This is a genomic window from Binatus sp. (SeqCode), from assembly GCF_050013435.1.
Lineage (GTDB): Bacteria > Desulfobacterota > Binatia > Binatales > Binataceae > Binatus.
This window is the reverse complement of the sequence record NZ_JBEKFG010000056.1, coordinates 1-25,132: the sequence shown is the minus strand read 5'-3', so window position 1 is coordinate 25,132 and position 25,132 is coordinate 1. Positions and strand designations below refer to the sequence as shown.

21 protein-coding genes, 2 tRNA genes and 1 other RNA gene are annotated in these 25,132 nt (G+C 62.3%); 16 read left to right on the top strand and 8 right to left on the bottom strand.

What is annotated here, in order from left to right; translation table 11 throughout:
- The first annotated feature begins 350 nt into the window (after positions 1-350).
- The 8 genes from ABSB13_RS11890 (at position 351) to gltX (ending at position 10,019) form a co-directional block, all read left to right on the top strand.
- On the top strand, positions 351-1,514 hold the full coding sequence (locus ABSB13_RS11890) for a cysteine desulfurase family protein (protein WP_428108629.1): 1,164 nt from the start codon (positions 351-353) through the stop codon (positions 1,512-1,514).
- Complete coding sequence (gene mnmA, locus ABSB13_RS11885) at positions 1,511-2,617, top strand: tRNA 2-thiouridine(34) synthase MnmA (protein WP_428108627.1); 1,107 nt, start codon at positions 1,511-1,513, stop codon at positions 2,615-2,617. The genes ABSB13_RS11890 and mnmA overlap by 4 nt, the downstream gene beginning before the upstream one ends.
- A gap of 2 nt (positions 2,618-2,619) precedes the next feature.
- A complete protein-coding gene (gene mtaB / locus ABSB13_RS11880; protein ID WP_428108625.1) occupies positions 2,620-3,951 on the top strand; it encodes a tRNA (N(6)-L-threonylcarbamoyladenosine(37)-C(2))-methylthiotransferase MtaB in 1,332 nt (443 codons plus the stop codon).
- Positions 3,952-3,976: 25 nt separating this feature from the next.
- Entirely contained in the window at positions 3,977-4,639 is a 663-nt protein-coding gene (rnc, locus tag ABSB13_RS11875; protein WP_428108623.1) for a ribonuclease III, read from the top strand.
- The gene (gene era, locus ABSB13_RS11870; protein ID WP_428108632.1) at positions 4,632-5,519 is read left to right on the top strand and encodes a GTPase Era; all 888 of its coding nucleotides are present in this window, start codon (positions 4,632-4,634) and stop codon (positions 5,517-5,519) included. The genes rnc and era overlap by 8 nt, the downstream gene beginning before the upstream one ends.
- The gene (gene der / locus ABSB13_RS11865) at positions 5,516-6,967 is read left to right on the top strand and encodes a ribosome biogenesis GTPase Der (protein ID WP_428108620.1); all 1,452 of its coding nucleotides are present in this window, start codon (positions 5,516-5,518) and stop codon (positions 6,965-6,967) included. Before era ends, der begins: the two co-directional genes overlap by 4 nt.
- A gap of 73 nt (positions 6,968-7,040) precedes the next feature.
- Positions 7,041-8,570 carry a glutamine-hydrolyzing GMP synthase gene (guaA, locus tag ABSB13_RS11860; protein ID WP_428108617.1) on the top strand — a complete coding sequence of 510 codons (1,530 nt, stop codon included), beginning with the start codon at positions 7,041-7,043 and terminating at the stop codon, positions 8,568-8,570.
- Between the two features lie 3 nt (positions 8,571-8,573).
- Positions 8,574-10,019, top strand: a complete 1,446-nt coding sequence (gltX, locus tag ABSB13_RS11855) for a glutamate--tRNA ligase (protein WP_428108615.1) — start codon at positions 8,574-8,576, stop codon at positions 10,017-10,019.
- Between the two features lie 15 nt (positions 10,020-10,034).
- On the opposite strand, the gene ABSB13_RS11850 is transcribed toward gltX, so the two are convergent.
- Complete coding sequence (locus ABSB13_RS11850; protein WP_428108612.1) at positions 10,035-10,568, bottom strand: cupredoxin domain-containing protein; 534 nt, start codon at positions 10,566-10,568, stop codon at positions 10,035-10,037.
- A gap of 77 nt (positions 10,569-10,645) precedes the next feature.
- Here ABSB13_RS11850 and clpP point away from each other — a divergent pair, with 77 nt between their 5' ends.
- On the top strand, positions 10,646-11,248 hold the full coding sequence (clpP, locus tag ABSB13_RS11845; RefSeq protein WP_428108609.1) for an ATP-dependent Clp endopeptidase proteolytic subunit ClpP: 603 nt from the start codon (positions 10,646-10,648) through the stop codon (positions 11,246-11,248).
- A 24-nt stretch (positions 11,249-11,272) separates the two neighbouring features.
- A complete protein-coding gene (locus ABSB13_RS11840) occupies positions 11,273-13,780 on the top strand; it encodes a heavy metal translocating P-type ATPase (RefSeq protein WP_428108606.1) in 2,508 nt (835 codons plus the stop codon).
- A 190-nt stretch (positions 13,781-13,970) separates the two neighbouring features.
- Here the strand turns inward: ABSB13_RS11840 and ABSB13_RS11835 are convergent, their stop codons facing one another.
- Together ABSB13_RS11835 and ABSB13_RS11830 are read right to left on the bottom strand one after the other, a co-directional pair.
- The gene (locus tag ABSB13_RS11835) at positions 13,971-14,840 is read right to left on the bottom strand and encodes a restriction endonuclease (protein WP_428108604.1); all 870 of its coding nucleotides are present in this window, start codon (positions 14,838-14,840) and stop codon (positions 13,971-13,973) included.
- Positions 14,841-14,884: 44 nt separating this feature from the next.
- Positions 14,885-15,994 (bottom strand): ParB N-terminal domain-containing protein, encoded by a 1,110-nt coding sequence (locus tag ABSB13_RS11830; protein WP_428108601.1) that lies wholly within the window; start codon positions 15,992-15,994, stop codon positions 14,885-14,887.
- A gap of 252 nt (positions 15,995-16,246) precedes the next feature.
- On the opposite strand from ABSB13_RS11830, the gene ABSB13_RS11825 reads away from it, so the two are divergent.
- Positions 16,247-17,032 carry an RMD1 family protein gene (locus ABSB13_RS11825; protein WP_428108598.1) on the top strand — a complete coding sequence of 262 codons (786 nt, stop codon included), beginning with the start codon at positions 16,247-16,249 and terminating at the stop codon, positions 17,030-17,032.
- Positions 17,033-17,228: 196 nt separating this feature from the next.
- Here ABSB13_RS11825 and ABSB13_RS11820 read toward each other — a convergent pair whose 3' ends face one another.
- The 5 genes from ABSB13_RS11820 to ABSB13_RS11800 form a co-directional block, all read right to left on the bottom strand.
- Positions 17,229-17,552, bottom strand: a complete 324-nt coding sequence (locus tag ABSB13_RS11820) for a hypothetical protein (protein WP_428108595.1) — start codon at positions 17,550-17,552, stop codon at positions 17,229-17,231.
- Positions 17,553-17,696: 144 nt separating this feature from the next.
- Positions 17,697-17,772 (bottom strand) — tRNA-Phe (locus tag ABSB13_RS11815).
- Between the two features lie 84 nt (positions 17,773-17,856).
- Complete coding sequence (gshB, locus tag ABSB13_RS11810) at positions 17,857-18,816, bottom strand: glutathione synthase (protein ID WP_428108592.1); 960 nt, start codon at positions 18,814-18,816, stop codon at positions 17,857-17,859.
- A 4-nt stretch (positions 18,817-18,820) separates the two neighbouring features.
- Entirely contained in the window at positions 18,821-19,627 is an 807-nt protein-coding gene (locus tag ABSB13_RS11805) for an RsmE family RNA methyltransferase (RefSeq protein WP_428108589.1), read from the bottom strand.
- Complete coding sequence (locus ABSB13_RS11800) at positions 19,591-20,442, bottom strand: 50S ribosomal protein L11 methyltransferase (RefSeq protein ID WP_428108586.1); 852 nt, start codon at positions 20,440-20,442, stop codon at positions 19,591-19,593. The genes ABSB13_RS11805 and ABSB13_RS11800 overlap by 37 nt, the downstream gene beginning before the upstream one ends.
- Before the next feature lie 255 nt (positions 20,443-20,697).
- Between ABSB13_RS11800 and ABSB13_RS11795 the strand changes: the two genes are divergently transcribed.
- The 5 genes from ABSB13_RS11795 to rnpB form a co-directional block, all read left to right on the top strand.
- Positions 20,698-21,402 (top strand): glycerophosphodiester phosphodiesterase, encoded by a 705-nt coding sequence (locus tag ABSB13_RS11795; protein ID WP_428108583.1) that lies wholly within the window; start codon positions 20,698-20,700, stop codon positions 21,400-21,402.
- Entirely contained in the window at positions 21,402-23,231 is a 1,830-nt protein-coding gene (gene dnaG / locus ABSB13_RS11790; RefSeq protein WP_428108580.1) for a DNA primase, read from the top strand. Before ABSB13_RS11795 ends, dnaG begins: the two co-directional genes overlap by 1 nt.
- 232 nt (positions 23,232-23,463) lie before the next feature.
- Positions 23,464-23,539: transfer RNA gene (locus ABSB13_RS11785), tRNA-Ile, on the top strand.
- 101 nt (positions 23,540-23,640) lie between these two features.
- On the top strand, positions 23,641-24,366 hold the full coding sequence (locus ABSB13_RS11780) for a zinc ribbon domain-containing protein (protein WP_428108577.1): 726 nt from the start codon (positions 23,641-23,643) through the stop codon (positions 24,364-24,366).
- A 494-nt stretch (positions 24,367-24,860) separates the two neighbouring features.
- An RNA gene (gene rnpB / locus ABSB13_RS11775) (RNase P RNA component class A) lies at positions 24,861-25,132 on the top strand; the annotation flags it as partial.

Genomic DNA, 25,132 nt, shown 5'->3' with positions numbered 1-25,132 from the left:
CACCAGCCGCGGTGCCGACCACCGCGGCGCCATCCGCCCCTCGATGCCACTTCGCTGAACCCAATCCTCATGATCACTTCTGTCAGTCACCTCTGCGCAGCAACCTGTGCAGAGCTTCCCTAGCGGCGGGCCAAGACTGAGGCCGGTAAAGTGGTTCGACATATTTCTATCTCCTTTGAAGATTGAAGATGCGATCACGTCATCCGGCAGGATCGTAACAAACGATCGATTTAATGTCGCGTCGAGTTGAAATTGGCGCGGGTCTGCGTTACGCGGAGGAAACCCCTTCTTTTTCCGCCGATCGGCGTGAGATAAGCTAATCGCCGCACTGGTGGCGAGCAAAACTGTCCATGCCGATTTATCTCGATCATAATGCAGGTGCGCCGGTTCGCGCCGAGGCTGCCGCCGCGGTTTCGCGCCTGCTGGCCGACATGGGCGGGAATCCCTCGTCGGTGCATCGCTCGGGCCAGCGTTCGCGCCGGATGCTCGAGGTTGCGCGCGCGCAGGTCGCGGCGATCGTCGGCGCCGAGCCGCGGCAGATCGTGTTTACCAGCGGCGGCACCGAGTCGAACAATCTTGCCATCTTCGGCGCGATCACCGCGGCCTCTCGACGCCGTAAAATTGTTTCATCCCAGATCGAGCATTCATCGATCCTCGCTCCGATTGCGGAACTCGAGCGCCGTGGCTTTGACACAGTGAGAGTCGCGCCCGACGCCGACGGACGCGTCGATCCCGGGCGCGTGCTCGCCATGCTCGATAGCGAGACGGCGCTCGTCACGCTCGGACTGGCGAACTCCGAAGTCGGAACGATTCAGGATCTCGCTCCGCTCGCGTCCATGTGCGGCGCGGCCGGTGCATTGCTTCATATTGATGCGGCGCAGGCGGTCGGCCGGATTCCGGTCGAGGTCGCGGCGCTGGGATGCGATCTGCTGACACTGAGCGGTCACAAGCTTGGCGCGCATTCGGGAATTGGCGCTTTGTACGTCCGCGACTTTGGGCGCCTGGCGCCGATCGTTTTTGGCGGGCCGCATGAAAGCGGCATGCGAGCGGGCACGCCCAATCTGCTTGGCGCAGTGTCTTTCGGTGCGGCAGCTAAGGCCGCGATGGATGCGATGGCGGCGGAGTCGGTTCGAATCGGTTCACTTGCCGCGTCGCTGTTAGCGCGTATCCGCGAAGCGATTCCCGGTCTTCGCTTGAACGGCCCGATGGTTGGCAGGCTTCCCAATACGCTCAACCTCGCGTTTCCGGGCGTGCTTGGCGAGAGCATGCTGATCGCGCTCGATCTCGAAGGCGTCGAAGTGTCGATGGGCTCGGCGTGCGCGGCAGGAGCCGTCGAGCCGTCGCACGTGTTGCGCGCGATGGGCCGCAGCGTTGCCGACGCGCGCAGCTCACTCAGAATCAGCCTCGGTTGGAACAACACCGCACAGGAAATCGAAGCCGTCGCGGCGCTCATCCCGGAGGTGTGGCGGCGCGTCGCGGCCGCCGAACCTCTGTCGGAGGCGGGCGCACGATGAGGCGGCGAGTGCTGGTTGCGATGTCGGGCGGGGTGGACAGCTCCGTCGCGGCGGCGATGGTGCGCGAGCAGGGTTACGACGTGGTCGGCGTGGCGATGCGGCTTGCGCCCGAGCCGTCTGCGCCAATCGCAAAGCGCCGCGGCACCTGCTGCTCGCATGACGACTTCGAGGATGCGCGCCGGGTGGCGGAGCGGATGGATTTTCCTTTCTACGTGATTGATTTACGCGCCGACTTCGCCGCGCGCGTGGTCGATAACTTCGTCTCTGAATATCTGGGCGGGTGCACGCCGAATCCGTGCGTGATGTGCAATCGCGAGATCAAATTCGATCGCCTGTGGAGCCGCGCCCGCGCGCTGGCGGCTGACTACGTCGCGACCGGACATTACGCCCGAATCGAGCAGGGGACAGACGGCAGGTTTCATCTGCTGCGCGCCGCCGACGACGCCAAGGATCAGTCGTATTTTCTGTTCACGCTCGGCCAGGACGAACTCGCGCGGACAATTTTTCCGCTCGGTGCGATGACCAAGACCGAAGTTCGCGCGCGCGCGCGCGCCTTGGGCCTTGCCACCGCGGACAAGCCGGAGAGCCAGGAAATCTGCTTCGTTCCCGACGGTGATTACGCAAGTTTTGTCGAGCGTCAAAGCAAGCCCGCGCAACTCCGCCCCGGATCCGTTGTCGACAGCGACGGAAGACGGTTGGCCGCTCATTCGGGCGTGCATCGATTCACGATAGGGCAGCGCCGCGGCCTCGGCGTCGCGAGCGGCGAGCGGCTGTACGTCCGCGAGATTCGTGCCGAGTCGGGCGAGGTCGTGGCCGGGCGCCGCGAGGAACTCGATTCTCCGGGCCTGATCGCGAATCGAATCAGCCTGGTCGATAATTCCATCGCGTCGGGGCGCGAGTTGAGCGTCGAGGTGAAGATTCGCTATCGGCATCGCGCGATCCCGGCAACGCTGCGCGTCGATTCAGGACGCCGCGCGGAGATTCGCTTTGCGTCGGGCGGTCCTGCGGTGACACCCGGACAGGCGTGCGTTTTTTACCGCGGCGAGGAAGTGCTTGGTGGCGGATTTATCGAACGGGCGATCACGGAAGAGCAAGCGAACTGACTATGGCAACGCGCTTCGCGATCGCAACGCTCGGATGCAAGGTCAATCAGTACGATTCGGCGATCATCGCGTCGCGCCTGAGCGCGCAGGGAATGCAGCGGCGCGAGTTCAGCGAGCAAGCCGACGTCTATATCGTCAACACCTGCACGATCACCGATCGCGCCGACGCGGAGAGCCTGCGTATCGCCCGGCGCGCTCGGCGGCTCAATCCGAATGCGCGCGTGATCATGACCGGATGCCTGGCGCAAGCGAGCCCCGACGTGCTCGCGAAAGCGCCGGAGGTCGATGCCGTGATCGGACTCGGGATGCTCGACGACCTCGCGCGCGCAGCGGCTTCGGGAGCTGGCGAGCGCGTGATGGTCACGAATCTGCGCAAGGAAAAGGGGCCGATCGAAGTGGCCGCGGTCACGCTGGACGGTCACACGCGGGCGTTTCTGAAATTGCAGGAGGGATGCGATCAATTTTGCACGTTCTGCATCGTGCCGTTTTCGCGCGGCGCATCGCGCAGCGTCGAGCCGCGCCGCGTGATGGCGGCGCTCGACGATCTTCACGTGCGCGGCTTCAAGGAAGTCGTGCTTACCGGGGTTCATCTCGGCGGCTACGGCAAGGATCTCGAGCCGCCCGTCGAACTCGCCGATTTGCTCGAGATGATCGCCGAGCGATGCCCGCTCGAGCGGGTGCGGATAAGCTCGCTCGATCCCGAAGAATTGAGCGACCGTATCGTCGAAATAATCTCGAGCAGCGGAAAATTCTGCCCGCATCTGCATCTGCCGCTGCAGTCGGGCGACGACGAAACTCTGTCGCGGATGCGGCGGCGTTATCAGCGCGGCTATTTTCGCGATCGCGTCGAGCGGGTGTTGCGCGCGTGGCCCGATGCGGCGATTGGCACCGATCTGATTGTGGGTTTTCCGGGTGAGACGGGAGCGCATTTCGAGTCGTACTTCAATTTCGTCGAATCGTTGCCGATTGCGTATTTTCACGTGTTTCCGTATTCGATCCGGGCCGGGACCACGGCGGCGAAGTTTTCCGGCCGGGTGAGGCCGGCGGAGATCAAACGGCGAGCCGGACTGATGCGCGCACTGGGCGAGCGCAAGCGGGTGGAATTCGCCCGGCGATTCGTCGGGGCAAAACTTAAGGTACTACTTGAAGAACGTGGGGCGGGTGGCGAGCTCCAGGGCTACAGCCGCAACTACGTGCGGGTGTCGACGCAGGGGCCCGATGAACTGACAAATCGAGAAGTCGAGGTGGAGGCGTCAACTGTTGAAGGCGCGCAACTGGTTGGGGAGATTGTTCGGCCGTGGGCGGACGACAGCGTCTGCCGCAGGGCCGACTGAAAGTCCCCGCACCAAACTCGAGCGTGTGCTGGGCTATTCGTTCGCGCGAGCGGATCTGCTGGAGACCGCGCTGACGCATCCAAGCGCCGCGGTCGGCAGCGACGTCCATTACGAGCGGCTGGAATTCCTTGGCGACGCGGTGCTCGATCTTGCGATCGCAGACCTGCTGATGCGCAAGTTTCCAAGCGCGAAAGAAGGACCGCTATCCAAGCAGCGTGCGTCGATCGTAAATGCGCGCACGCTGGCGCTCAAGGCGCAGGCGATTGAATTGAACGAGATGATGCGGCTGGGGAAAGGCGAAGAAAAAAGCGGCGGGCGCGAGAAGACCTCGATTCTTGCAGCGGTGTTCGAGGCGGTGATCGGCGCGATCTACACCGACGGCGGACTCACGCCCGCGCAGCAAGTGGTCGAGCGCCTGTTCACCGGCGATATCGGCGGACCGGCCGCGGAGCGCGATTACAAAACCGAATTGCAGGAAATCGCGTACCGCCATTTTCGCACGCAGCCGGTGTACGAACTGGTCGCGACGGGAGGGCCCGATCACGCCCGGCGGTTTACCACCCGAATCAAAATCGCGGGCCGCGATCTCGGCGTGGCCGAGGGCGGCAGCAAGAAGCAGAGCGAGCAGGCGGCGGCGCGCCTCGCGCTGGAGCGGATAGAAGAGGAGCGCGGTGAGCGCCATGGATGAGCATCGCGCCGGGTTCGTGGCGGTAGCCGGCCGCACCAACGTCGGCAAATCGACGCTGGTGAACCGGCTGGTGGGTCACAAGGTTGCGATCGTCACACCGCGTCCGCAGACCACGCGGCGGCGAATTCTCGGTATCCGCACCGACGACGACGCGCAGATCCTGCTGATCGACACGCCCGGACTTCATGAGGCGAAGAAGCAACTGAATCAGCGCATGGTGCAGGTGGCGCGGCGCGCGATCGCGGAGGGCGAAGTCATTCTGGCGGTGGTTGAAGCAGGCGATCATCTGAACACGGGCGATCGCGCCGTGCTGGTTGACATCCGCGCACTGGGCCGTCCGACGATCGTTGCGATCAACAAGGTCGATCGCGTCCCGCGCGCTCAACTGCTGCCGCTAATTGAGGAGATCAACCAGGGATTTCCCGGCGCCGAGATCGTCCCGGTCAGCGCACTGAGCGGCGAGAATATCGCCGAGCTGTTGCTGACTCTGAAGCGGATGCTCCCGGTGAGCCCGGCGCTGATGTCGCCCGATGAGTACACCGATCAGAGCGAGCGGATGATCGCCGAAGAAATCGTCCGCGAGAAAATTTTTCTCAAGATGCGCCAGGAGATCCCGTTCTCGACCGCCGTCAGGGTCGAGAAGTTCGAAGACGACGCGGAACGCAAGCTCAAGCGGATCAGCGCGACGGTGGTTGTCGATCGCGAGTCGCACAAAGGCATGCTGATTGGCGCGGGCGGGCGCACCCTCAAGGAGATTGGCACAGCGGCGCGCCTCGAGCTCGAAGAAATTCTCGGCGCGCGCGTGTTTTTGGAAATCGTCGTCAAAGTGGAGCGCGATTGGACCAGCGATCCGCGCAAGCTCGCGGAGTTCGGGCTGTGACGAATCCGCGCGGATCGTCCGGCGCCGAAGCGCGGCGGATTGCGGCCGAGGGTCTGCCGGCAGTGGTGCTGGTCGGCCGCGCGAACGTGGGGAAGTCCACGCTGTTCAATCGAATCACCAAGGGCGGCCGCGCGATTACCAGCGCGATTCCCGGCACTACGCGCGACCTCAATTTCGCCCGCGCGAAGCACGGCGACCGCGAATTCGTCGTGGTCGATAGCGGCGGCCTCGAGCTCGGCGGCCATGAGCGGATGACCGAACGGATCGTCGGCGAGGCGCTGGCGGCGGTGGGCGTGGCCGACGTGGTGGTGTTCATGCTCGATGGCAAGGGGGGGCTGAGCGAGGCCGACGCCGAGGCGCTCGCGCTGGTACGCGAAACCGGATGCCCGCTGATCATGGCGGTCAACAAGATCGATCGGCCGGGACAGGAGGCCGAGGCGGCTGAGTTCTACGCGCTGGGCGGCGACGATCTGTTTTTCATCTCGGCGGCGCACGGGCGCGGAATCGACGAGCTGCTCGATCAAGTCGTCGCGCGGCTGCCCGAGCGCGAAGGCGCCGTGGCCGCATCCCCTGACTTGAGGCTCGCACTGATCGGCCGCCCCAACGTGGGGAAGTCGTCGCTTCTCAACCGGCTCTCGGGTTTCGAGCGCGCGATCGTGGACGACAGCCCCGGCACGACGCGCGATCCGGTGGACGTGCGGCTATCCGCACAGGGCCGCGACGTGCTGTTAATCGACACCGCGGGAATCCGCCGCCCGCCGCGCGTCGAAGGCGAGCTGGAGCATCATTCGGTGGGCCGGGCGATCGAAACGATTCGTCGCGCGAACGTCGTGCTGCTGGTGATCGACGCGAGCGAGGGAATCACCGACCAGGACGCGCGGCTGGCGCGACTGGTGGACAGCAGCGATCGCGCGATGGTGATCGTGTGCAACAAATGGGACGTGGCGGCGAAGCAGGGGCGCAAGCTGGCGGCTTTCGTCCGCGACGCGCACGAGCGCTACCCGTTCCTCGACTATGCGACGATGGTGTTCACGTCAGCGGTCACTGGCGACGGCGTGGACGGGATCATACCGGCTGCTACCCAGGCCGGAGATTCGTGGCGCGCAGTCTTTCAGACTTCGCGGCTGAATCGAACGCTGGCCGAGGCGACGGCCGCGATGGATCCGCCGCAGGTGGACAGGCGGCGATTGAACCTGATGTACGTGACGCAGGTCGGCAGCGCGCCGCCGCGGCTTCGATTTTTCACCAACGTCGAACACGGTATCCCGGCGCATTACATACGCTTTATCGAAACGCGATTTCGGAAATCCCTGGAACTTGTCGGCACGCCGCTGCGGCTCGATTTTCGGCGCACCGGCCGCTCGTGGGTGCAAGGCAGTCCGCCGGGACGGCCGCGCGGCAAGCCTCGCAACCGGCCCGCGCCGCACACCAAGCCCGCGCGCGCATAAGGTCGCGGCTGTGGAGCATTGAGCGCGACGGCGTTTCGTACGCCGCGCCGGGTCCGGTATATTTCAATATACAGTGATCCTGATTTTAGATTTCGGCAGCCAGTACACGCAGCTGATTGCGCGCCGCGTGCGCGAAGCCAACGTGTATTGCGAAATCCATCCGTTCAACCTCGCGCCCGAAAAAATCCGCGCGATGAATCCACGCGGGATAATTCTTTCCGGAGGACCGGCCAGTCTCTACGAGCGCAATGCGCCGGATATCGCCGACGAGGTGCTCAATCTTGGCTGTCCGGTGCTCGGAATCTGTTACGGCCTGTACGTGATCGCGCAGCACATGGGCGCGCGTAGCGTGGGCTCGCGACAGCGCGAATACGGACCCGCAACGCTGGTGATAGACGGTGACGACGTGCTGTTCGAAGGGCTCAGCGGGCGGGAGCATCGCGTCTGGATGAGTCACGGCGACCGGGTTGAGACAATTCCGAACACGCTGTGCCCGATCGCACACAGCGACAACGCACCGTATGCCGCCATCAAAACGCGCGACGGGCGCATCCGCGGCATCCAGTTTCATCCCGAGGTCGTGCACACACCGTGCGGCACGCAGGTGCTCCGCAACTTCGTGCTGAAGATCTGCGGCGAGCGCGGCGATTGGACGATGGCGAATTTTGTCGAGACAAAACTCGCGGAGATTCGCAATCAGGTCGGGCCGGCCGACAAGGTCCTGATGGGACTGTCTGGCGGCGTCGATTCTTCCGTGGCGGCGGCGCTGATTCATCGCGCGATCGGCGCGCGGCTGCATTGCGTGTTCGTCGATACCGGGCTGCTGCGCGCGGGCGAGCGCGAGCGAATGGAGAATACGTTCGCGCGACAGCTCGGGATCGATCTCAAGCTTGCAGATGCGTCCGAGCTTTTTCTGTCGCGACTGGCGGGCGTGCTCGACCCCGAGCAAAAGCGCCGCATCATCGGACATACTTTCATCGACGTCTTTGAATCCGAGGAAGTCGTTCAGGGCGCAAAATTCCTCGGCCAGGGAACGCTCTACCCGGACGTGATCGAATCGGTCTCGTTCAAGGGGCCGTCGGCGGTGATCAAGAGCCATCATAACGTCGGCGGATTGCCGGAGCGGATGCGCCTGGAACTGGTCGAACCGTTGCGCGAGTTGTTCAAGGATGAAGTGCGCGAAGTGGGCCGTCAGCTCGGGCTGGCGGCGGAGGTCGTCGAGCGGGAACCGTTCCCCGGCCCTGGGCTTGCGGTGCGAATCGTTGGCGAGGTCACGCGCGAACGGCTCGATCTGCTGCGGCGCGCGGACGCGATCGTGATGGAGGAAACTGCGGCGGCGGGCTTCGGACTCAAACTATGGCAGGCGTTTGCCGTGCTGCTGCCGCTCAAGACTGTGGGCGTGATGGGCGACGGGCGCAGCTACGAAAGCGTGATCGCGATTCGCGCGGTCGAGTCGATGGACGGCATGACGGCGGATTGGGCGCGCCTGGACCCCGCTTTCCTCGCGCGCGTCTCCAGCCGTATCACCAATGAGGTCAAGGGCGTCAATCGCGTGGTTTACGACATCACGTCGAAACCGCCCGCGACGATAGAGTGGGAGTGACAGGTGACAGTTCGCACACGCTTCGCGCCGAGCCCGACCGGCTCGCTGCACATCGGTAACGTCCGCTCGGGACTGTTCGCCTACCTCTACGCGCGGCACAACGGCGGCCAGTTCATCGTGCGCATCGACGACACGGATCGAGAACGATCGACCAAGCAGTCGCTCGACGAAATCCTCGCGGACCTGAAATGGCTCGGGATGGAGTGGGACGAAGGTCCGCCAGACGAGGCATACTTTCAGACCAATCGAGTCGAGCGGCATCGTGAAGCCGCGCTGAAATTGCTGCGCGAGCGAAAAGCCTATCCGTGCTACTGCTCGGCGGAAGAACTGGACGCCAAGCGCAAGCAGGCCGAGCGCGAGCGCCGGCGGCCCGTTTACGATCGCAAATGCCGCAGGCTCGGCTTTCCAGCGGATCTGGCGCTGCCCGACAAATCCGCCGGCCGCAACTATACGATCCGGTTCGCGATGCCGCTGGATGGCGAGACGGTCGTCGACGACCTGGTGAAGGGCCGGATGGTCTTTCAGAACACCGAGCTCGACGACTTTATCATTGTTCGTTCGGACGGCTCGCCGATTTACAACTTCGCGAGCATTCTCGACGACGTCGACATGCGCATCACGCACATCGTTCGCGGCGACGACCACGTCTCGAATACCCCACGCCAGATGCAGATGGCGTTCGCGCTCGGGTTCACGCCGCCAGCCTTCGCACATTTGCCGCAAGTGCTGGGGCCCGACGGGTCTCCGCTGTCAAAGCGCCACGGCGCGACTTCGGTGATCGCGTACCGCGAGAACGGCTATTTCCCGGAGGCGATGCTGAACTATCTGGCGCGCCTTGGATGGTCGCACGGCGACCAGGAAATTTTCTCCAGGGATGAACTGATCAGTTATTTTGGCTTCGACGCTTGCGGAAAATCAGCCGGCGTATTCAACGCCGAAAAATTGCTCTGGCTCAATTTCCATTACCTGAAGGAGCGGCCGATCCCGCGGCTGGCGGCTGAGATTAAGCCATTCATCGCCGGGCGCGGATGGGCGATTCCGGGCGACGACGCGTGGCTCGAAAAGGCGGTCGCAACCCTGCACGAGCGTGCCAAGACGCTCGTCGAGCTGGTGGACTTTGCGTCGTTCTACCTGAAGGACGCGATCGAGATCGATTCGAAAGCGGCGGCGAAATTCCTGAAGCCGGAAATCGCGGAACCCATCCGCGCATTGTCGGCGGAGCTCGAATTGATCGAGGGCGAGGTCTCCGAGTCGTCGGTGCAGGCGGTTTTCGAATCTGTCCTCGCGCGATTCAACTTCAAGCTCGGGCAACTCGCGCAACCGGTCCGCGTCGCGCTCACCGGCGGCACCGTCAGCCCCGGGATCTATGAGGTGATCGCGGTGCTCGGTAAACGCCGCACCGTCGATCGCCTGAAAGCCGCCGTCCGCCGAATCGAGCAGCCCGCCTGAGCCAACGGTGCCTGCTCACTTCGTGCTGGTCGGTGGCAGCACCAGGATTTGCCCGTTCATCTCCGGCTGATGCACCGTGCAATAGAACGGGAAGATTCCGTCCTTGTGAAATGTGAATACGTACGACGTCTTCGACAGCGGCGCCAGCGTCAAATGCAGCAGGACGGTGAAATCCGGCGCGGTGAGCATGAGGTCGTGCTCGTCGTCGGGTTGCAGATTCCAAAACGTGAGCATCGTCGGCACTTCGCGACGAATCGCAATGAAGGCTGGCGAGAATGCGTAAACCTCGCCGAATTTAGCGACGGTCTCCTTGGGTCCCGTCTCCTTGATCGCGACCGCCTCTGTCAGAACGGTTACTTCCGCCTCTACGTTGCCCGTCTTCGCGACGGAAACGATCTTCGACGCGGCCGCATCCGGCAGGTAATAGTGCTTTTCCATCGGTGGCGCCGCTACAGCGCTCGCGACGCCAATCAATGCCGGCAATATCGCCGACGCTGCTACCATCGCTCCCCGCCAAATTCCGTTCATCGCGGTCATCGCCACTCTCATGCAACGCCTTTCTCGCTGGAGGCGCGGTCTGCTGCCCGCCACTTCCCCGCTGTGCATCCAGATAGTACCTTTGTATCATGAGTGTACTCGTACCATACGTAGTCGAGCAGACCGGCCGCGGCGAGCGTTCCTACGACATCTTTTCGAGATTGCTCAAGGACCGGATCGTGTTCCTGGGCGGGCCCGTCACCGACGACCTTGCCAACCTGGTCACCGCGCAACTCCTGTTCCTCGAGTCCGAGGATCCGGAGCGCGAAATCAATATGTACATCAACTCGCCGGGCGGCTCGGTCACCGCCGGCCTGGCCATCTATGACACGATGCAATTCGTGAAGCCTCCCGTCTCGACGCTGTGCGTGGGGCAGGCCGCCAGCATGGGATCCCTGTTGCTGGCCGCAGGAGCCAAGGGCAAAAGATATGCGCTGCCGCACTCGCGGATACTGATTCACCAGGTCTCCGGCGGGTTCGAGGGACAGGCGAGCGATATCGAGATTCACGCGCGCGAGGCGTTGCGTCTTCGCGAAATCCTCAACGACATCCTTGCTCATCATACCGGACAGAATGCCAAGAAAGTCGAGAAGGATACCGACCGCGACAACTTTATGTCCGCGGCGCAAGCAGTCGAATACGGGCTTATCGACGAAGTGATTTCCGGCCGGCCAATCAAGGCGTCGCTATAGCCGGCGCCCGGCTTGCGCTCGGCTATGGACGCGCAACATAACCTCGAAGGCCGGGCGGACGAAAGGATCGAACGGTTCCGAATTCGCGGGATGCATTGCGCGAATTGCGCGACCACCATCGAAAACGCCGTCGCGCCCATCCCCGGCGTCATCGATGCCCATGTAAATTTCGCCGCCGAGACGCTCATCGCGCGCGTCAGCGACAAACTTGCTGCCGGTGAAATCGAGGCGAGGGTCGCGGCCGCCGGCTATAGCGCGATCGCGGAGTCGACCAGCGTTGGCGCGGGCGAATCCGCTCTCGATCGCCAGGATGCGCGCCGCAACCTGCGGTGGGTGGTCGCCGCTGCGATCGGCGCCTCGGTCATCATGTATTTGCAGGATCGCGAGGGCGCCGCTGCGCGCATCGCGACGCTCGTCGCCGCCACGACGCTGACGTTCACCGCCGGCCTGACCTTCTACCGCGGCGCGTGGATCGCCGCGCGCAATCGCACCGCGAACATGGATACGCTGGTCGCGCTTGGCATCAGCGCCGCCTGCTGCTACTCAATCCTCACCACCTTTCCCGCCATCTTTTTCGCGGGTCCGCGATTCTTCGATACCGCCGCCGAGCTGATCCTTTTTATTCGCTTTGGCAAATTACTCGAGGCTCGCGCTCGCGGCCGCGCGATGGCTGCGTTGCGCTCCTTGCTGACCCTCGTTCCCGACGTTGCCACTGTGGTGCGCGACGGCAAGGAGCGCGTCGTGCCTGCTGCCGAGTTGGCCGTCGGCGACATCGTGCTGGTCAAGCCCGCTTCCAGAATTCCGGTTGACGGCGTGATTGTCGCCGGCGCCAGCGCGATCGACGAGTCGATGCTTACGGGCGAGTCGATGCCGGTGGACAAATCGGCGGGTGACGACGTCTCCGGCGGTACGCTCAACAGCGCGGCTGCGATTACGGTTCGCGCGACGCGGGTTGGCTCTGAGACGGCACTTGCACAGATAGTGCGAATGGTCGCGGACGCGCAGGGCGACAAGGCTCCCATCCAGCGCGTCGCCGACGCGGTCGCCGCGCGGTTTGTTCCGGCGGTGATCGGGATCGCGGCGCTCACGTTTTTTGCGTGGATCTGGATGGGCCCGAGTCTCGTGATGGCGTTGACTGCGATGACCGCGGTGTTGGTGATCGCGTGCCCTTGCGCGATGGGACTGGCGACGCCGACTGCGCTTATGGTCGGCAGCGGACTCGGCCTGCGCGCGGGAATTTTATTCAAGCGGGCATCCGCCCTCGAACTGATCACGAGAATCCGCGTCATGCTCTTCGACAAGACCGGCACCCTGACGGTCGGCCGGCCGGAACTCGAGTCGCTCGCCGTGCTCGACGGCGACGAGAGTAACGCGCTGTCCTTTGCCGCGATCGCCGCCGCCGGATCGAGTCATCCGCTGTCACGAGCCGTCACCGCCAGCGCGCAAGCGCGGAATCTCGCCCCGCAATTCGCTCCCGGTGACTCGCGCGAGATGCCGGGACTGGGCATCACCGCCGAGCGTCGCGGCAAACAGATCGCGCTTGGCAACGACCGGCTGATGGCGCAGGTCGGCGTCGAGGTCGATTCCCGCGCCCGCGACGAGGCGGCTCGCATAGCAGCATCCGCGGCGACGCCCCTGTTTCTTGCGATCGATCGCAAGGTGACCGCCGTGCTTGCATTCCGCGATCCGGTCAAGGCCGAGGCACGCGGCGCAATCGCGGCGCTGCATCGGATGGGCATCCGCACGGTGATGATTTCCGGCGACAACGCTGAAGTCGCAAGGGCCGTCGCTGCTCGATTGGGAATCGACGAGTTCCAGGCGCAACTGATGCCGGCCGACAAGATTGCGCTCGTCAAGCGCTACCAGGAATCCGGCCTGTTCACCGCGATGGTCGGCGACGGAATCAACGACGCGCCGGCGCTGGCCGCCGCGGACATCGGAATCGCGATCGGCTCCGGCACGGACGCCGCCAAGGAAACCGGCGACGTCGTGCTCACGCGCGACGACTTGTATGACATCGTCCGCGCGCTCGTGCTCGGCCGCTTGACGCTGAACAAGGTGAAGCAAAACCTTTTCTGGGCGTTTTTCTACAATGTGCTCGGGATTCCGATCGCGGCCGGCGTTCTGTATCCATGGTTTGGAATCATGCTGAATCCCGCCCTGGCCGGACTTGCGATGGCGTTGTCGAGCGTCAGCGTCGTCAGCAACGCGCTGTTGCTCAATTTCACCGGTCCGCGAAAGTTGGCAGCAGTGCGCGCCGAAGTCGAAGGGTTGCCGGGAGCCGCTGCGCCTAATTCCTCGACTCCGCCACCGGCGCGAATCGAGGTCCCGGAAAAGAAGGAGATCGCAATGGCAACGAAATTAAAATGCGACAAATGCGGCTTCGAGACCGCGATGCCCACGCATTGCAATCGTCCGATGCACTCTGAAAGCGTGGGCGATGAAATCAAGCTGGTGTGCTGGATGGGTCCCGACTGCGGTGTCGCCGATGTGCCCAAACATTGCGATGCGCCCATGCACGTCGCCGCCTAGCACATCCCGCACGTCGCCGCGCAACCGTCCGGACTAACAGAGACCATAGGAACCTCGCAGTTCCGCCACAGAGCAGTCACAGGCGGGGCTGGGTTTCTTGAATCGCGATCGATGCGCGAAGTCGCCATCGATGCAAAAGTGGAATCTCAAATCGAACCCGGTCCCGGGCTTCTCCGTCGGAGCAGCTCCGCTAAGCTTCCAACCACTGCTTGAAGGTCGATTCATCCAAGCCAACACCTATTTTGATTCCGATGCTTCGGTCGGCAAGAAAGGCAGCCATCATTTCTCCATCGAAGCCGATGACTCCTGACCTCTGGAGGAGCCGCCATGCGTTGCTGCTGAATGAGCCTGTGGTCGCTAATATGACAAATACCGGATCCGCAGGTCGAATCCTCAGGTCTGCGAACGGCGACTGCAAGCTCCCGAACGCCGCTGCCCGACCAAGCGCGACGGACCCGACTAAAGATCGAACCTCCGCCGTTCCTGCTTGGATCTGCTGGTAACGCTTTGCTTGACCAACTATCCAAATAGATAGCTGAGTCTGTAGTGTCGGGAATACATCTTGAGGATAGAACATGCTCTTCATGGAAAGAATGCCAAAAAAATCTATGCCCTCATCCGCTGAGGACCTCGTCACAGTTGGGTTCTGAACGCCTAAGAGGCCTATCAACTTTCCGCACATTTTCTCGAACTCGACGGGCGTAAGCTCTTGGAGCAATGCAGCGTAGGTTGGCAATTTCGCCCGACGCTGTTTCTGCTTGGCGACTTCGGGATCTTCATTGGGTTCAACAAAGCACGCTCCCTGCAAAATGTATTCTGATGAGGAATTGAAGGCTATGCGTGCGGGCCGACCTAGTTCCTGTAGCGAACTCAGTTCACGCTGTAGCCGCACCAAAACGGGAGCTTGCCAACTCTCCGCTTTTTCGCTTGCCGCAACTTCATCATACCAGTTTTGTTCAAGGATCTTTGCTGCAATGATTTCCGTTATTTCCAGCGGAGCAGCTTCCAGGTTTGTCGATCTGAGAATCAAATCGGCTACTGCGGCGGGACCAGGCTTCATTAGACTCTATATGTGGTGAGGTGCGAGCTTTCGTATGAACAAGGCTATGGTTTGGTTTGCGTTAGAGATTTGTGGTCGTTTAGTCTCTCCGAGACAACCTGCAACAATCTATTCAGCAGCGCCGTATCATCTGCCGAAAGGTTCTTCAAAACATGAATGCCCATCGCTTCCAACGCGCGTATCGCGCCTGCGATTTCCACCGCCCAAACGCCCGCCAATGCTTCGCTGGCTGCCACATTTAGAGCTTCCTGGAAGGATCGGCTCGGTTCCAAAAGAAGTTTCTTGGCCTCCGGTTTTATCAGAATCTCCCTGAGCTCTCGGATTTGAGAGTAGGTCGTAATCTTTGGCGGTCTAATCGCCTCATCATCATCTGACTCAGTAGGAGTAATAAGTTCATAGAACCGACGTAGCTCCTCTTCGTTTTTGAATTGAGTATCGGAATCGCTCCAGTCAAGCCAAGATCTAACTACGGGAATCGATACCGCCTCGTGGAAAATTGGATAGAGCGCAGGCTTTGCAAAACCACCGAAGTCCTCGTCGATCTCCATTTGCGCCAACGCCTTGAATGCACGATAGCGACGATTTACTTCCTGCGTTGACATTGCCAGCCGTTCAGCAATCTCTGTGGCCTCAAGCTTTAGGCGATCCCGCATATCCGCGACGAGCTTCGCCCTCTGGTATCCTCCCCACTGCTTGATACCAGACACATGACGAATTCCCATAAGAGACGCGCGAAATGCTTCGTTGGCCTCCTCGTGCTCGATGATCATCACCGGAAGCTTTTGAATTAAAGCTAAAATACCCGGATCGACTGTCACTCCCGCAGCATGATCCTCAAGTATCCACTTGACGGCCGCGAGCCGGCGGTTTCCTTCGACAACCACCCATTTTGTTTTGGCATGCTTGTATGGCCGCACTACTATTCTCTCAACTGCGAGATACCCGTTTCGAAGAATAGATTTTTTCAGCGCGACGAGGTTTTCATCTTTTCTGAGGCGGTCGAATGCTTTGGCTTGAACACCTTCTTCATGGAAGCGATCTTCTGCGGCGGACACAAAGCCATCCAAGTCCTGAAACCGAAAATTGTTGGGGTCGAAGAGCAGCTCGCTGGCCGGAACTTGCGCCTCTTTCAAATTGATCGTTTCAATCGACACGAGTTCGCACCTCTTTAAATCGGTGAGTTGAGGATAGATCAGCAATCTTCTGATAGCGACTTGGTGTTGCTACGTCAAAGCCCGCTTTGCGGGGCCGCCGGAGCACTCGAACTCCAAATCCATTCATTAGACAGTTCCCACGGCGCCCGCGCAAATCGCGCGCGCCGCCGCGCAACCGCTTTCATCGCGCGCATCGGGCTGGGACTATTGGCAATTGGGTGAGCGAGTGAGGTTCCAGCCGGGAGGACGCGAATGCCGAGCCGGGTTCATCAATTCTACGCAGTAGCTTTCGAGGAGAACTTTTCGCTCCGCCAGATAGCGCCCGCTTTTCCCGAGGCGAGGATATCAGCGCTCGAGTTGTTCGTGCCGATCGAACCCGACGGCGGCCTCTACATCTTTCCCTTCGGCGCCATCGTCTCGCACGATGTTCCGGTCGAGCATCGCGAACGCTTGTTCGCACGCCTCACCCGCGCCATGCCCAAACTCACCACCCGGATCATCCGCGAGGATTACTCTGTGCTGGAGGATCCTGCCGCACCGATCGGTATTTCCGGCGGGATGCTGCGGGTCGACAAGCTCACTCCCCAACGCGCGGAAATCGTTGCACTGACGGTCGCTCAGAGCGCGGCGATGGAATACTACGAGCGAATCGTCGACAGCCTCTTCGCGCGGACCTCGCAGTTGGTCGAGCGGATGGCGTCGCACGGCACCGTGCCGTATCGGATTACTCCCTTGCATCGCTTCATCGGCGAGGCGATTTCGTCGCGCACCGAAGTTCTCGCCGTGCTCCATCTGCTCGACAAGCCCGACGCTGCATGGGAAGACCCCGCGATGGACCTCATCTACGACGACCTGCGCGATGAATTTGATCTCGTCGATCGTTACGCTGCGCTGACCAGCAAGCTCCAGAGCATCCAGGACTCGCTGGTTCTGGTCCTGGACGTCGCCCGCGACCGCCGGCTGGTACTGCTCGAAGTCGTTGTCGTGCTGCTGATTTTGCTGGAAATAATCCTGGGCGTCATTCACTTCACCGCCTAGGCGTGTTCTCCAGCTGCGAATTCATATTGCTGAAACACTGCTCTGGTAGGCTCTTCATCGCGCGGACCTTAACCTAGCGCTGATGCGGACTCAGGCATTGTCGGAGGCGGACGAAATTCCGGAGCGGAAGAATTTCGAAATTCCCAACGGACGCGGCTTCATGTCATACGAAAAAGGAATCGACGCCGGACTCCTGCTACCCGGACAGTACCTCGATCTGGTCAGGCGCAATGAGGTTGTCGAGGGTGAACGGAAACTCTTGCTGGCCGTTCTGGAAGACGCGATTCGATGCTACCTGCGAAATGTGAATGCGAAAGACGGTGAGCGCCGCCGCGACTTCGTCGAGGCCAGAAACTGGTTCGGCGCGGGCGGCGATGCGGCCCTCGCCAGGCGCGCGGATATCTTCAGCTTCGACAATCTTTGCGCCGCGCTCGGCATCGAGCCACGTTGCCTGCTTGAGCGCCTGCGCATCTTGACAATCAACGATCTGCCGTCGCGGCGTCATCAGATGCGCCGCCATCGCCCGCTGTCGAGCCTGCGACATGCAGACGGCGCACGTCAGCGCGGCCAGGCCCGCTCCCACGGCTCGTGACGCCAGCAAACGCAAAACGAAAAAGCGAAAATGCACTAACGGTCGTTAGCTGCTCATGGCGCGCGAGTTGGTTGGTGGGCAGGGAGTGAATCGAACACTCGACACAAGGATTTTCAGTCCTTTGCTCTACCGACTGAGCTACCTGCCCACCGTCTTTGAACACGCTCGCGCCAGGGCGATCAGGGCGAATCATCATTCGTACCGATGATTGCCCCGCCTTGCAACGGCCCACTCAAAGCTTGAGGCCCGCCATCCGCGACTCGACGAAATCAATCACCTTGCCTTCCAGGTTCACGCCGTCGAGCCGATCGATCTCCTGCACCCCGGTCGGACTCGTCACATTAACCTCGGTCAGGTAGTTGCCGATGATGTCGAGGCCGACAAAGTACAGCCCGTCGCGCTCCAGGCGCGGCTTCAGCATCCGGCAGATATCGCGATCGCGCGCCGTGATTGGCGCCTTTACGCAAGTGCCGCCGACGTGGATGTTGCCGCGATGCTCGTCCTCGCGCGGCACCCGCAGCGTGCATCCTAGCGGTTCTCCGTCGAGCACGATCAGCCGCTTGTCGCCCTTGCGAGCTTCGGGGATATAGCGCTGCGCCATGATTGGACGCGACTCGTATTGCGTCACCGTCTCGAGAATCGCGCCGAGGTTGCGATCCTTGGTCGTGACGAGAAACACGCCTTCGCCGCCATGCCCGTCCAGCGGCTTCACGATCATCTCGCCGCCCTGTTCATCAAGAAAAGTCTTGAGCCGCGGAATTTCATAGGTGACGAGCGTTGGCGGAATCGCGTCGGGAAAATTCAGCGAGTAGAGCTTTTCGTTGGCCTCGCGAAGTCCCGCCGGATGGTTGAGCACAAAGGTGCGCCTGCTGTCGGCCAGGCTGAGCAGCATCGTGGCGTAGAGATAAGCCGCATCGGCGGGCGGATCCTTGCGCATGAGGATCGCGTCGAAAGTCTCCAACGGATACTCGGCGCCCTCGTCGAGGAACCGGTGATGAGGACTCCCGCGCATCACCTCACATCGCCGCGCCCGCGCGATCACATTCGGGCCGCGCGCGTAAAGGTCGCGAATGCCGAGGACATAGATTTCATGGCCGCGGAATTGCGCCTCGAGCATGAACGCGAACGTCGTGTCCTTGTCGACCAGCACCCGTTCGAGCGGGTCCATGATGAACGCGAGCTTTCGCGCCATCGGTTTATTCCGTTTCGGCATCTTCGCTTGACCCTTGCGCATCGTGAAGTAACCCCGCCGCTATGCTGACCGCGGCCACCGCCGCGGTCTCGCTCCTGAGGCGATTTGGCCCAAGTCCGGCCGCAACGAATCCCGCGTTCGCGGCTTTCGCGCGCTCGTCATCGTCGAAATCGCCCTCCGGTCCGACCGCTATCAATATCGCACGCGGACGCAAGCGTCGAATCACGCCGGCGAGCGGTTCTCCCCCCTTCGCGCAGATGACGGCGAGCGTCTGCGGCGGCACGCCGCGAACCATGTCCTCAACGCCGATCGGCGATCGCACGTCCATCGCGGCCCGGGAATGACTTTGCTTGGCGGCGGCGATCGCGAGCCTGCCCCATCGCGCCAACCGATCCGCGCCCGGTGAACGGACCAACCCGCGCGCACTGACGATCGGCCATAACTCCGACGCGCCCAACTCTGCCGCCTTCTCGACCACGAAGTCCATTCGCGGGCCTTTGACGATTGCGGCGGCCAGAATGATTCGAGGCCGGGCGGGCGAAGACGATTGCGATGAGGATGACTCGATGCGAACCACGGCGCGGTCGCGTTCGTAGCGCTCGATTGTGCCCTGATGCTCGACGCCCGCAGGATCGAGCAACGACACGCGCGTATCGACCGCGAGCCGCAGGACCGTGCGCATGTGATGCAACTCCGCTCCCTCGACGTGCGCGAGCCCGGTTGCGTCCGGCGCGCGAGGAATCGAAAAACGCCGCGGCGACAGCGAAATACCCATCAGCGTGGCGCTCGCGCCATCACGGCCGTCGTCCATCCGCGATGCGTCTTGCGGCTGAGGCATCGCAGCGGCGACCGATAGTGAGCCAGCACTTCGCCGGCCTCGTCGGCGAGAAACCCGCCCAGGATTAGCCGTCCGGCGGGCGCGACCAGGCGCTTCAGATGCGGCGCGAGTTCGATCAATGTATGGCTCAGAATGTTGGCCGCGATCAGATCGAAGTGGCGATGAATCGAAGCGAGCGGCACCGATGAGAATCGGATCGAGTTTTCCACGCCGTTCAGGCGCGCATTGAAACGCGCGTTTTCCAGCGCCGTCGGATCGGTATCGATGGCGATTATTTCGCGCTCGAGGCCGTCGCGCATTCCGAGCAGCGCCGCCGCGATCGCCAATACTCCCGAGCCGGTGCCGGCATCGAGGATCGACTTCGGCGCGCGCGCCCCTATCAGCGATTCGATCGCGCGCAGCGCACCTGCCGTCGTGGGATGATGCCCGGTGCCGAAAGCCCGCGCGGGTTGGATGACGACGGTGGTTCGGCCGCGCTCATTCTCACGCTTCCACGGCGGCACGATCAACATTCGCCGTCCGACGCGAAACGGTCCGAACCGTTTCATCCAAAGCGTGGACCATCCCGGATCGACGATTCTCCTGACGCTCCCGTTGCGAACACTGTCGCCAGTGCTGCCGCGCGCGGCGTCAGCGAGCATCCCGGCCTGCTCCATCATGAGTCTCAGTCGCGACAGCTCGGTCGTGGAGATCCGGTCGAAGTACGCTTCGAGCGCGACGGTCTTATCCTCGCGGGCCCGCGGCAACTTCATCCCGGCGACGGCGCATCCGATGGCGCCGCCAGCCACGAGGATTCCGGCGGCTTCATCCGCGAGGTGCGAATGGGTCCGGAATATCGCCCTGGTGTAAGTTCGTCTGGACGGCGCTGCGCGTTGCATATTTCCCGGCCTTTGACTTTGGCATCCGCGCGGATTTCTTTCGAGGCCCGCCCGCGTGAGTATTGTTGACAAGATCAGGTGGGCGGGTTTGCGCGTGCGCGCGACGAACGCGTAAACTCGCATCATTATCAGACTTCAATTGTTCCATCGTGGTGGAGGCGGGCTGTGCTGAACATAGCCCATCGCGGGGCGAGCGGCAGTTTTCCCGAGAACACCGTGAGCGCGTTTCGCGCCGCTATCGACGCGGGCGCGGACATGTGCGAACTGGACGTTCAGCTCAGCCGCGACGGCGCGGTCGTGGTGATTCATGACGATACCGTCGAGCGCACGACCGACGGCAAGGGCGAAGTCGCGGAGCTGACGCTGGCGGAGCTCAAGCGATTGGACGCGGGCGCGAAGTTCAAGGGCGGCCCCTTCAAGGGCGCGCAAATTCCCACGCTCGAAGAAGTGTTCGCCGTCACCGGCGGCAAGTGCGGGCTCAATATCGAGCTCAAAGCGGGCGGCCTCGAGCATCAGGTCGCGCAGATCATGCAGGCGCGCAACGCGCTGGGCGACAGTATCGTGTCGAGCTTCAATTGGGAATATCTCAAAAAACTCCAGCAGCTGCATTTCAACATTCGCATCGGCTTGCTTGCCGAGGAGAAGCCGGTTGACCTGATGATGAACGCGGTTGCGATGCGCGCGTATTCAATCAATCCGCGCTGGGACATGGTGACCTCCGATCTGTGCAAGGCGGCGCACGAGCGCGGGCTGAAGCTGTACACCTGGACGGTGGATGCGGACTCCAGGATGCGCGCGCTGATCGAATCCGGCGTTGACGGTATCATGACGAACTATCCCGAGCGGTTGCGGACGGTGGTGGGCGGCTGATGGGACGTTTCGGCGACGACAAGATCGAGGAAGTCCGGTCGCGCGCCGATATCGTCGAGATTGTCGGCGCGCACGTGCGGCTGCGCCGGGCGGGGCGCAACTTCGTCGGGCTGTGTCCGTTTCACAACGAGAAGACGCCGTCGTTCTCGGTGAATGCCGAGCGCGGATTCTTTCATTGCTTCGGATGCGGCGCGGGCGGCAGCGTTTTCAATTTCATAATGCGCGTCGAGGGTCTGACCTTTCCCGAAGCGGTGCGTTCGCTCGCGCGCAAGTACGGCGTGACGTTGCCGCAGCACGATCAATCCGGGCCCGCCGCGGGCGAGCGCGAGGCGATGCTCAAGGCCAGCGAGGTCGCCGCGGAGTTCTTTGCGCACGTGCTGTGGAACACGGCCGACGGGGCGCTCGCGCGCGACTATCTGAAGTCGCGCGGGATCAGCGTCGAGACCGCGCGCGCGTTCATGATCGGATTTGCGCCGAGCCGGCCGGCTTCCCTGGCAAAGGCGCTGGAACGGCGCGGACTGCGCGACGCGGGCGTGAAAGTGGGGCTGGTCAAAAAGGACGGCGACAGCGCATACGACATGTTTCGTGCGCGCGTGATGTTCCCGATTCGCGACGCGCAGGGCCGCGCGATCGCATTCGGCGGCCGCGTGCTCGACGCGCGCCTGCCCAAATATATCAACTCGCCCGAATCGCCGCTGTACTCGAAAGCGCGGACTCTGTACGGGCTGTTCGAAGCGCGCCAGGCGATTTCCTCGAGCGTATCATCGGGCAAAGACCGCGCGATTATCGTCGAGGGTTACTTCGACGTGATTGCGCTGTGGCAGGCCGGCTTCAAGGAAGCGGTGGCGGGATGCGGCACGGCGCTGACGGTCGAGCAGCTGCGCGCGCTGAGCAGATACACGAAACAGGTGATCGCGTGCTTCGACGGCGACCCGGCCGGGCGCAAGGCCTCGATGCGGGCGCTGGAGATTTTTTTGCAGGCGGGATTGCTGGGCCGCGGGATTTTTATTCCGTCGGGCTTCGATCCCGATACGTTCGTTCGCCAGCGCGGCGCGGCCGCGTTCGCGGAGCTGATCGAGAAATCCGAGTTACTGGTCGATTATTTTCTCAGCGAACAGGCGGGAGAGGCGCGCGGATCGATCGCCGAGCGGGCACGCGCGGCGAATCGCGTCGCCGAGATGCTCAAGCTGGTCGACGATCCGTTCCAGTTCGATCTGCTGGCACGCAAAGCCGCCGACCTGCTCTCGATTGGCGAGGAAGTTCTGCGCAAAGAGGCGCGCGGGCCGCAATCAGGATCGACACGGAACCAATCGTCGCGCTTCGCGCGCGACCGCGCGGCGACTGCGAAGCCACCTGCTGCGTCGAGCGGCGACGCAGGCTCGAAGGCCGAGATTGGCCTCGTCGCGATTGCACTGTTGCATCCTGAACTGCGCGCCGAGATCGCATCGTCGGGCGCCAGCGCGAATTTCGAGGAGATCCGCCTGGGCGGCGTGCTCGCCGACCTGTGCCGGACCGACGAAGCATACACTGCGCTGGAACAATGGACCGCGGAGCGGCTGTCGCCCGAGGAGCAAAGCCGAATCAGCGAGTTTGCGGTCGGTCCGCTGACCGATGATATCGGCGACGATACTGAGAAAAATCCCAATGAGCTGGCAAAATGCCGCGCGCTGGTCGTCGATTACGTCGGCGCGCTCGAGCGGCGCCGCCATGCGCATGAACTGGGGCGACTGCGCCAGAGCGCAGCCGAGGTGTCGGCGCGCGAGTCCGAACCCGGCGAGGCGGCGGCTGCTGCGCAGGCCGTGATCGCGCATCGACGGCAGCAGGGGTGAGCAGGGGTGACCCCTGCACCCAGTGGTAAGGCCGCCCGCCGTTTGCGGGCGCGGCCTCTGCCGCGGGCGCGCGGTCTCTTAATACTGGCCAGCCGTGCCAACGGCCCCTGCACCTGATGTTAAAACAAAGATGCGGAACGCATGCACATAAGTTGAATGAATGTTTAACCGATCAGCCCTTAAGTCTTGGACGCGAACTTGCTACCATCAGGGCAGCCTGATGCATTTCAGAGGGCCCATAGCTCAGCCAGGTTCAGAGCTGCCGGCTCATAACCGGCTGGTCCCAGGTTCAAATCCTGGTGGGCCCATACCATTCGTGCCCGCGATGCAATTCGAGGGGCGGTGTCGCTGAATCACGATGACGAACAAAAACTTTGCGCGACGCGCACAACTTTAGCGGAGGGAAGAATTGCGTGAAGAGATAAACCGGCTGATGGACCTCCAGGTCATCGACCGGCAACTGCAAGAGTTGGAGCAATCGCTGACATCGATTGCTGGGCGAGTTGACCAACTTCGCGATGAGAACCAGAACAACCAGGCCGAACTCGACCGCCTTACCGAACAAGACAAGGCATTAGCTGCCGCCCGCAAAAAGGCCGAGCGTGAACTGGCCGAGGGCGAAATCAAAATCCGCAACAAGCGGATGCGATTGACGCTGGTCCGCAACGACAAGGAATTGCAGGCGCTGACCCACGAGATCGAGTCGTTGAAGGAGACCAATCAGCGGCTCGAGACCGAGTTGCTCACGTCGATGGAAGGCGCGGACGCGCGGACTGCGCGAATCAAAGAGCTCACCGAAGCGATCGCCAAGGGACGCGTCGATCTAACGGCGGCGGAAAAGGAAATCGCGGCGGAAGTCGAAGAGCTCAAGCGCAACATCGGCAAGTATCGCAAGTCCCGCGAGAAGGTCGCCGAGAATGTCGATGCGAATCTGCTCGCGCGCTACCAGATGATTTTCAGCCGCCGCGCCGGCGTCGCGGTGGCGCTGGCCAAGGGCGGGACCTGCCAGGGATGCAGGATGCGGCTGCCACCACAGCTGTACAACGAGATCCAGAAGCATCTGCAGATACATTTCTGCCCGAATTGCCAGCGCGTTTTGTACTACGAGGATCAGGCGGAGAAGCCGAGCTCGTAGCAGGGGGCAATCACTTGATTGAATGCGGAACCCACCGTGGGTTCCGCACCTCCTTGGGCAGGGGTGACCCCTGCACCCAATGTTAAGGCCGCCCGCCGTTGGCGGGCGCGGCCCCTGCCAACGGCTCAATACTGCGCTGCCGTCGCCACGGCCAGGGGCTGCGGCCCCTGCACCCGCAGTGAGAAGACGCGAAAATCTGCGCAACGCATCTTTTCGCGACTACGCGGTAGAAGAGCTGAGGGCTCTTTTTTTGAGTCATCCTGAGCGAAGCGAAGGAACCCGGATCCGGGATTCTTCGCTGCGCAGACTCCGCTCTAGAATGACAGAAAAGGAAGGCTCCGGGATTCTTCCCCTTCGGCAGCACTCAGGGCTTCGGCTCAATCACAGCAACTTTCGCTCTAGATTGACACGGGCGGCCGCTCGCTTTTTTGCGTCAGCCCTGCCGCGGTGGCGCGTGGGAGACCGAATCGAAAAGATGCTAATCTAATCAGGCCGGAGTGAGTCGGGCGATCGCTTCCTGAACAGGGAAGAGGAAAGTCCGGGCTCCATAGGGCAGGATGGCCGTTAACGGCGGCGCGGAGCGATCCGCGGAAAGTGGCACAGAAAATACACCGCCCGCAAGGGTAAGGGTGAAATGGCGGGGTAAGAGCCCACCGGCGCGCGAGTGATCGTGCGCGCATGCCAAACCCCATCCGGAGCAAGACCAAATAGGAGGCTGAGCGGCCCGCTCTTAAGGCCTCGGGTATGGTCGCATGAGCCGGCGAGC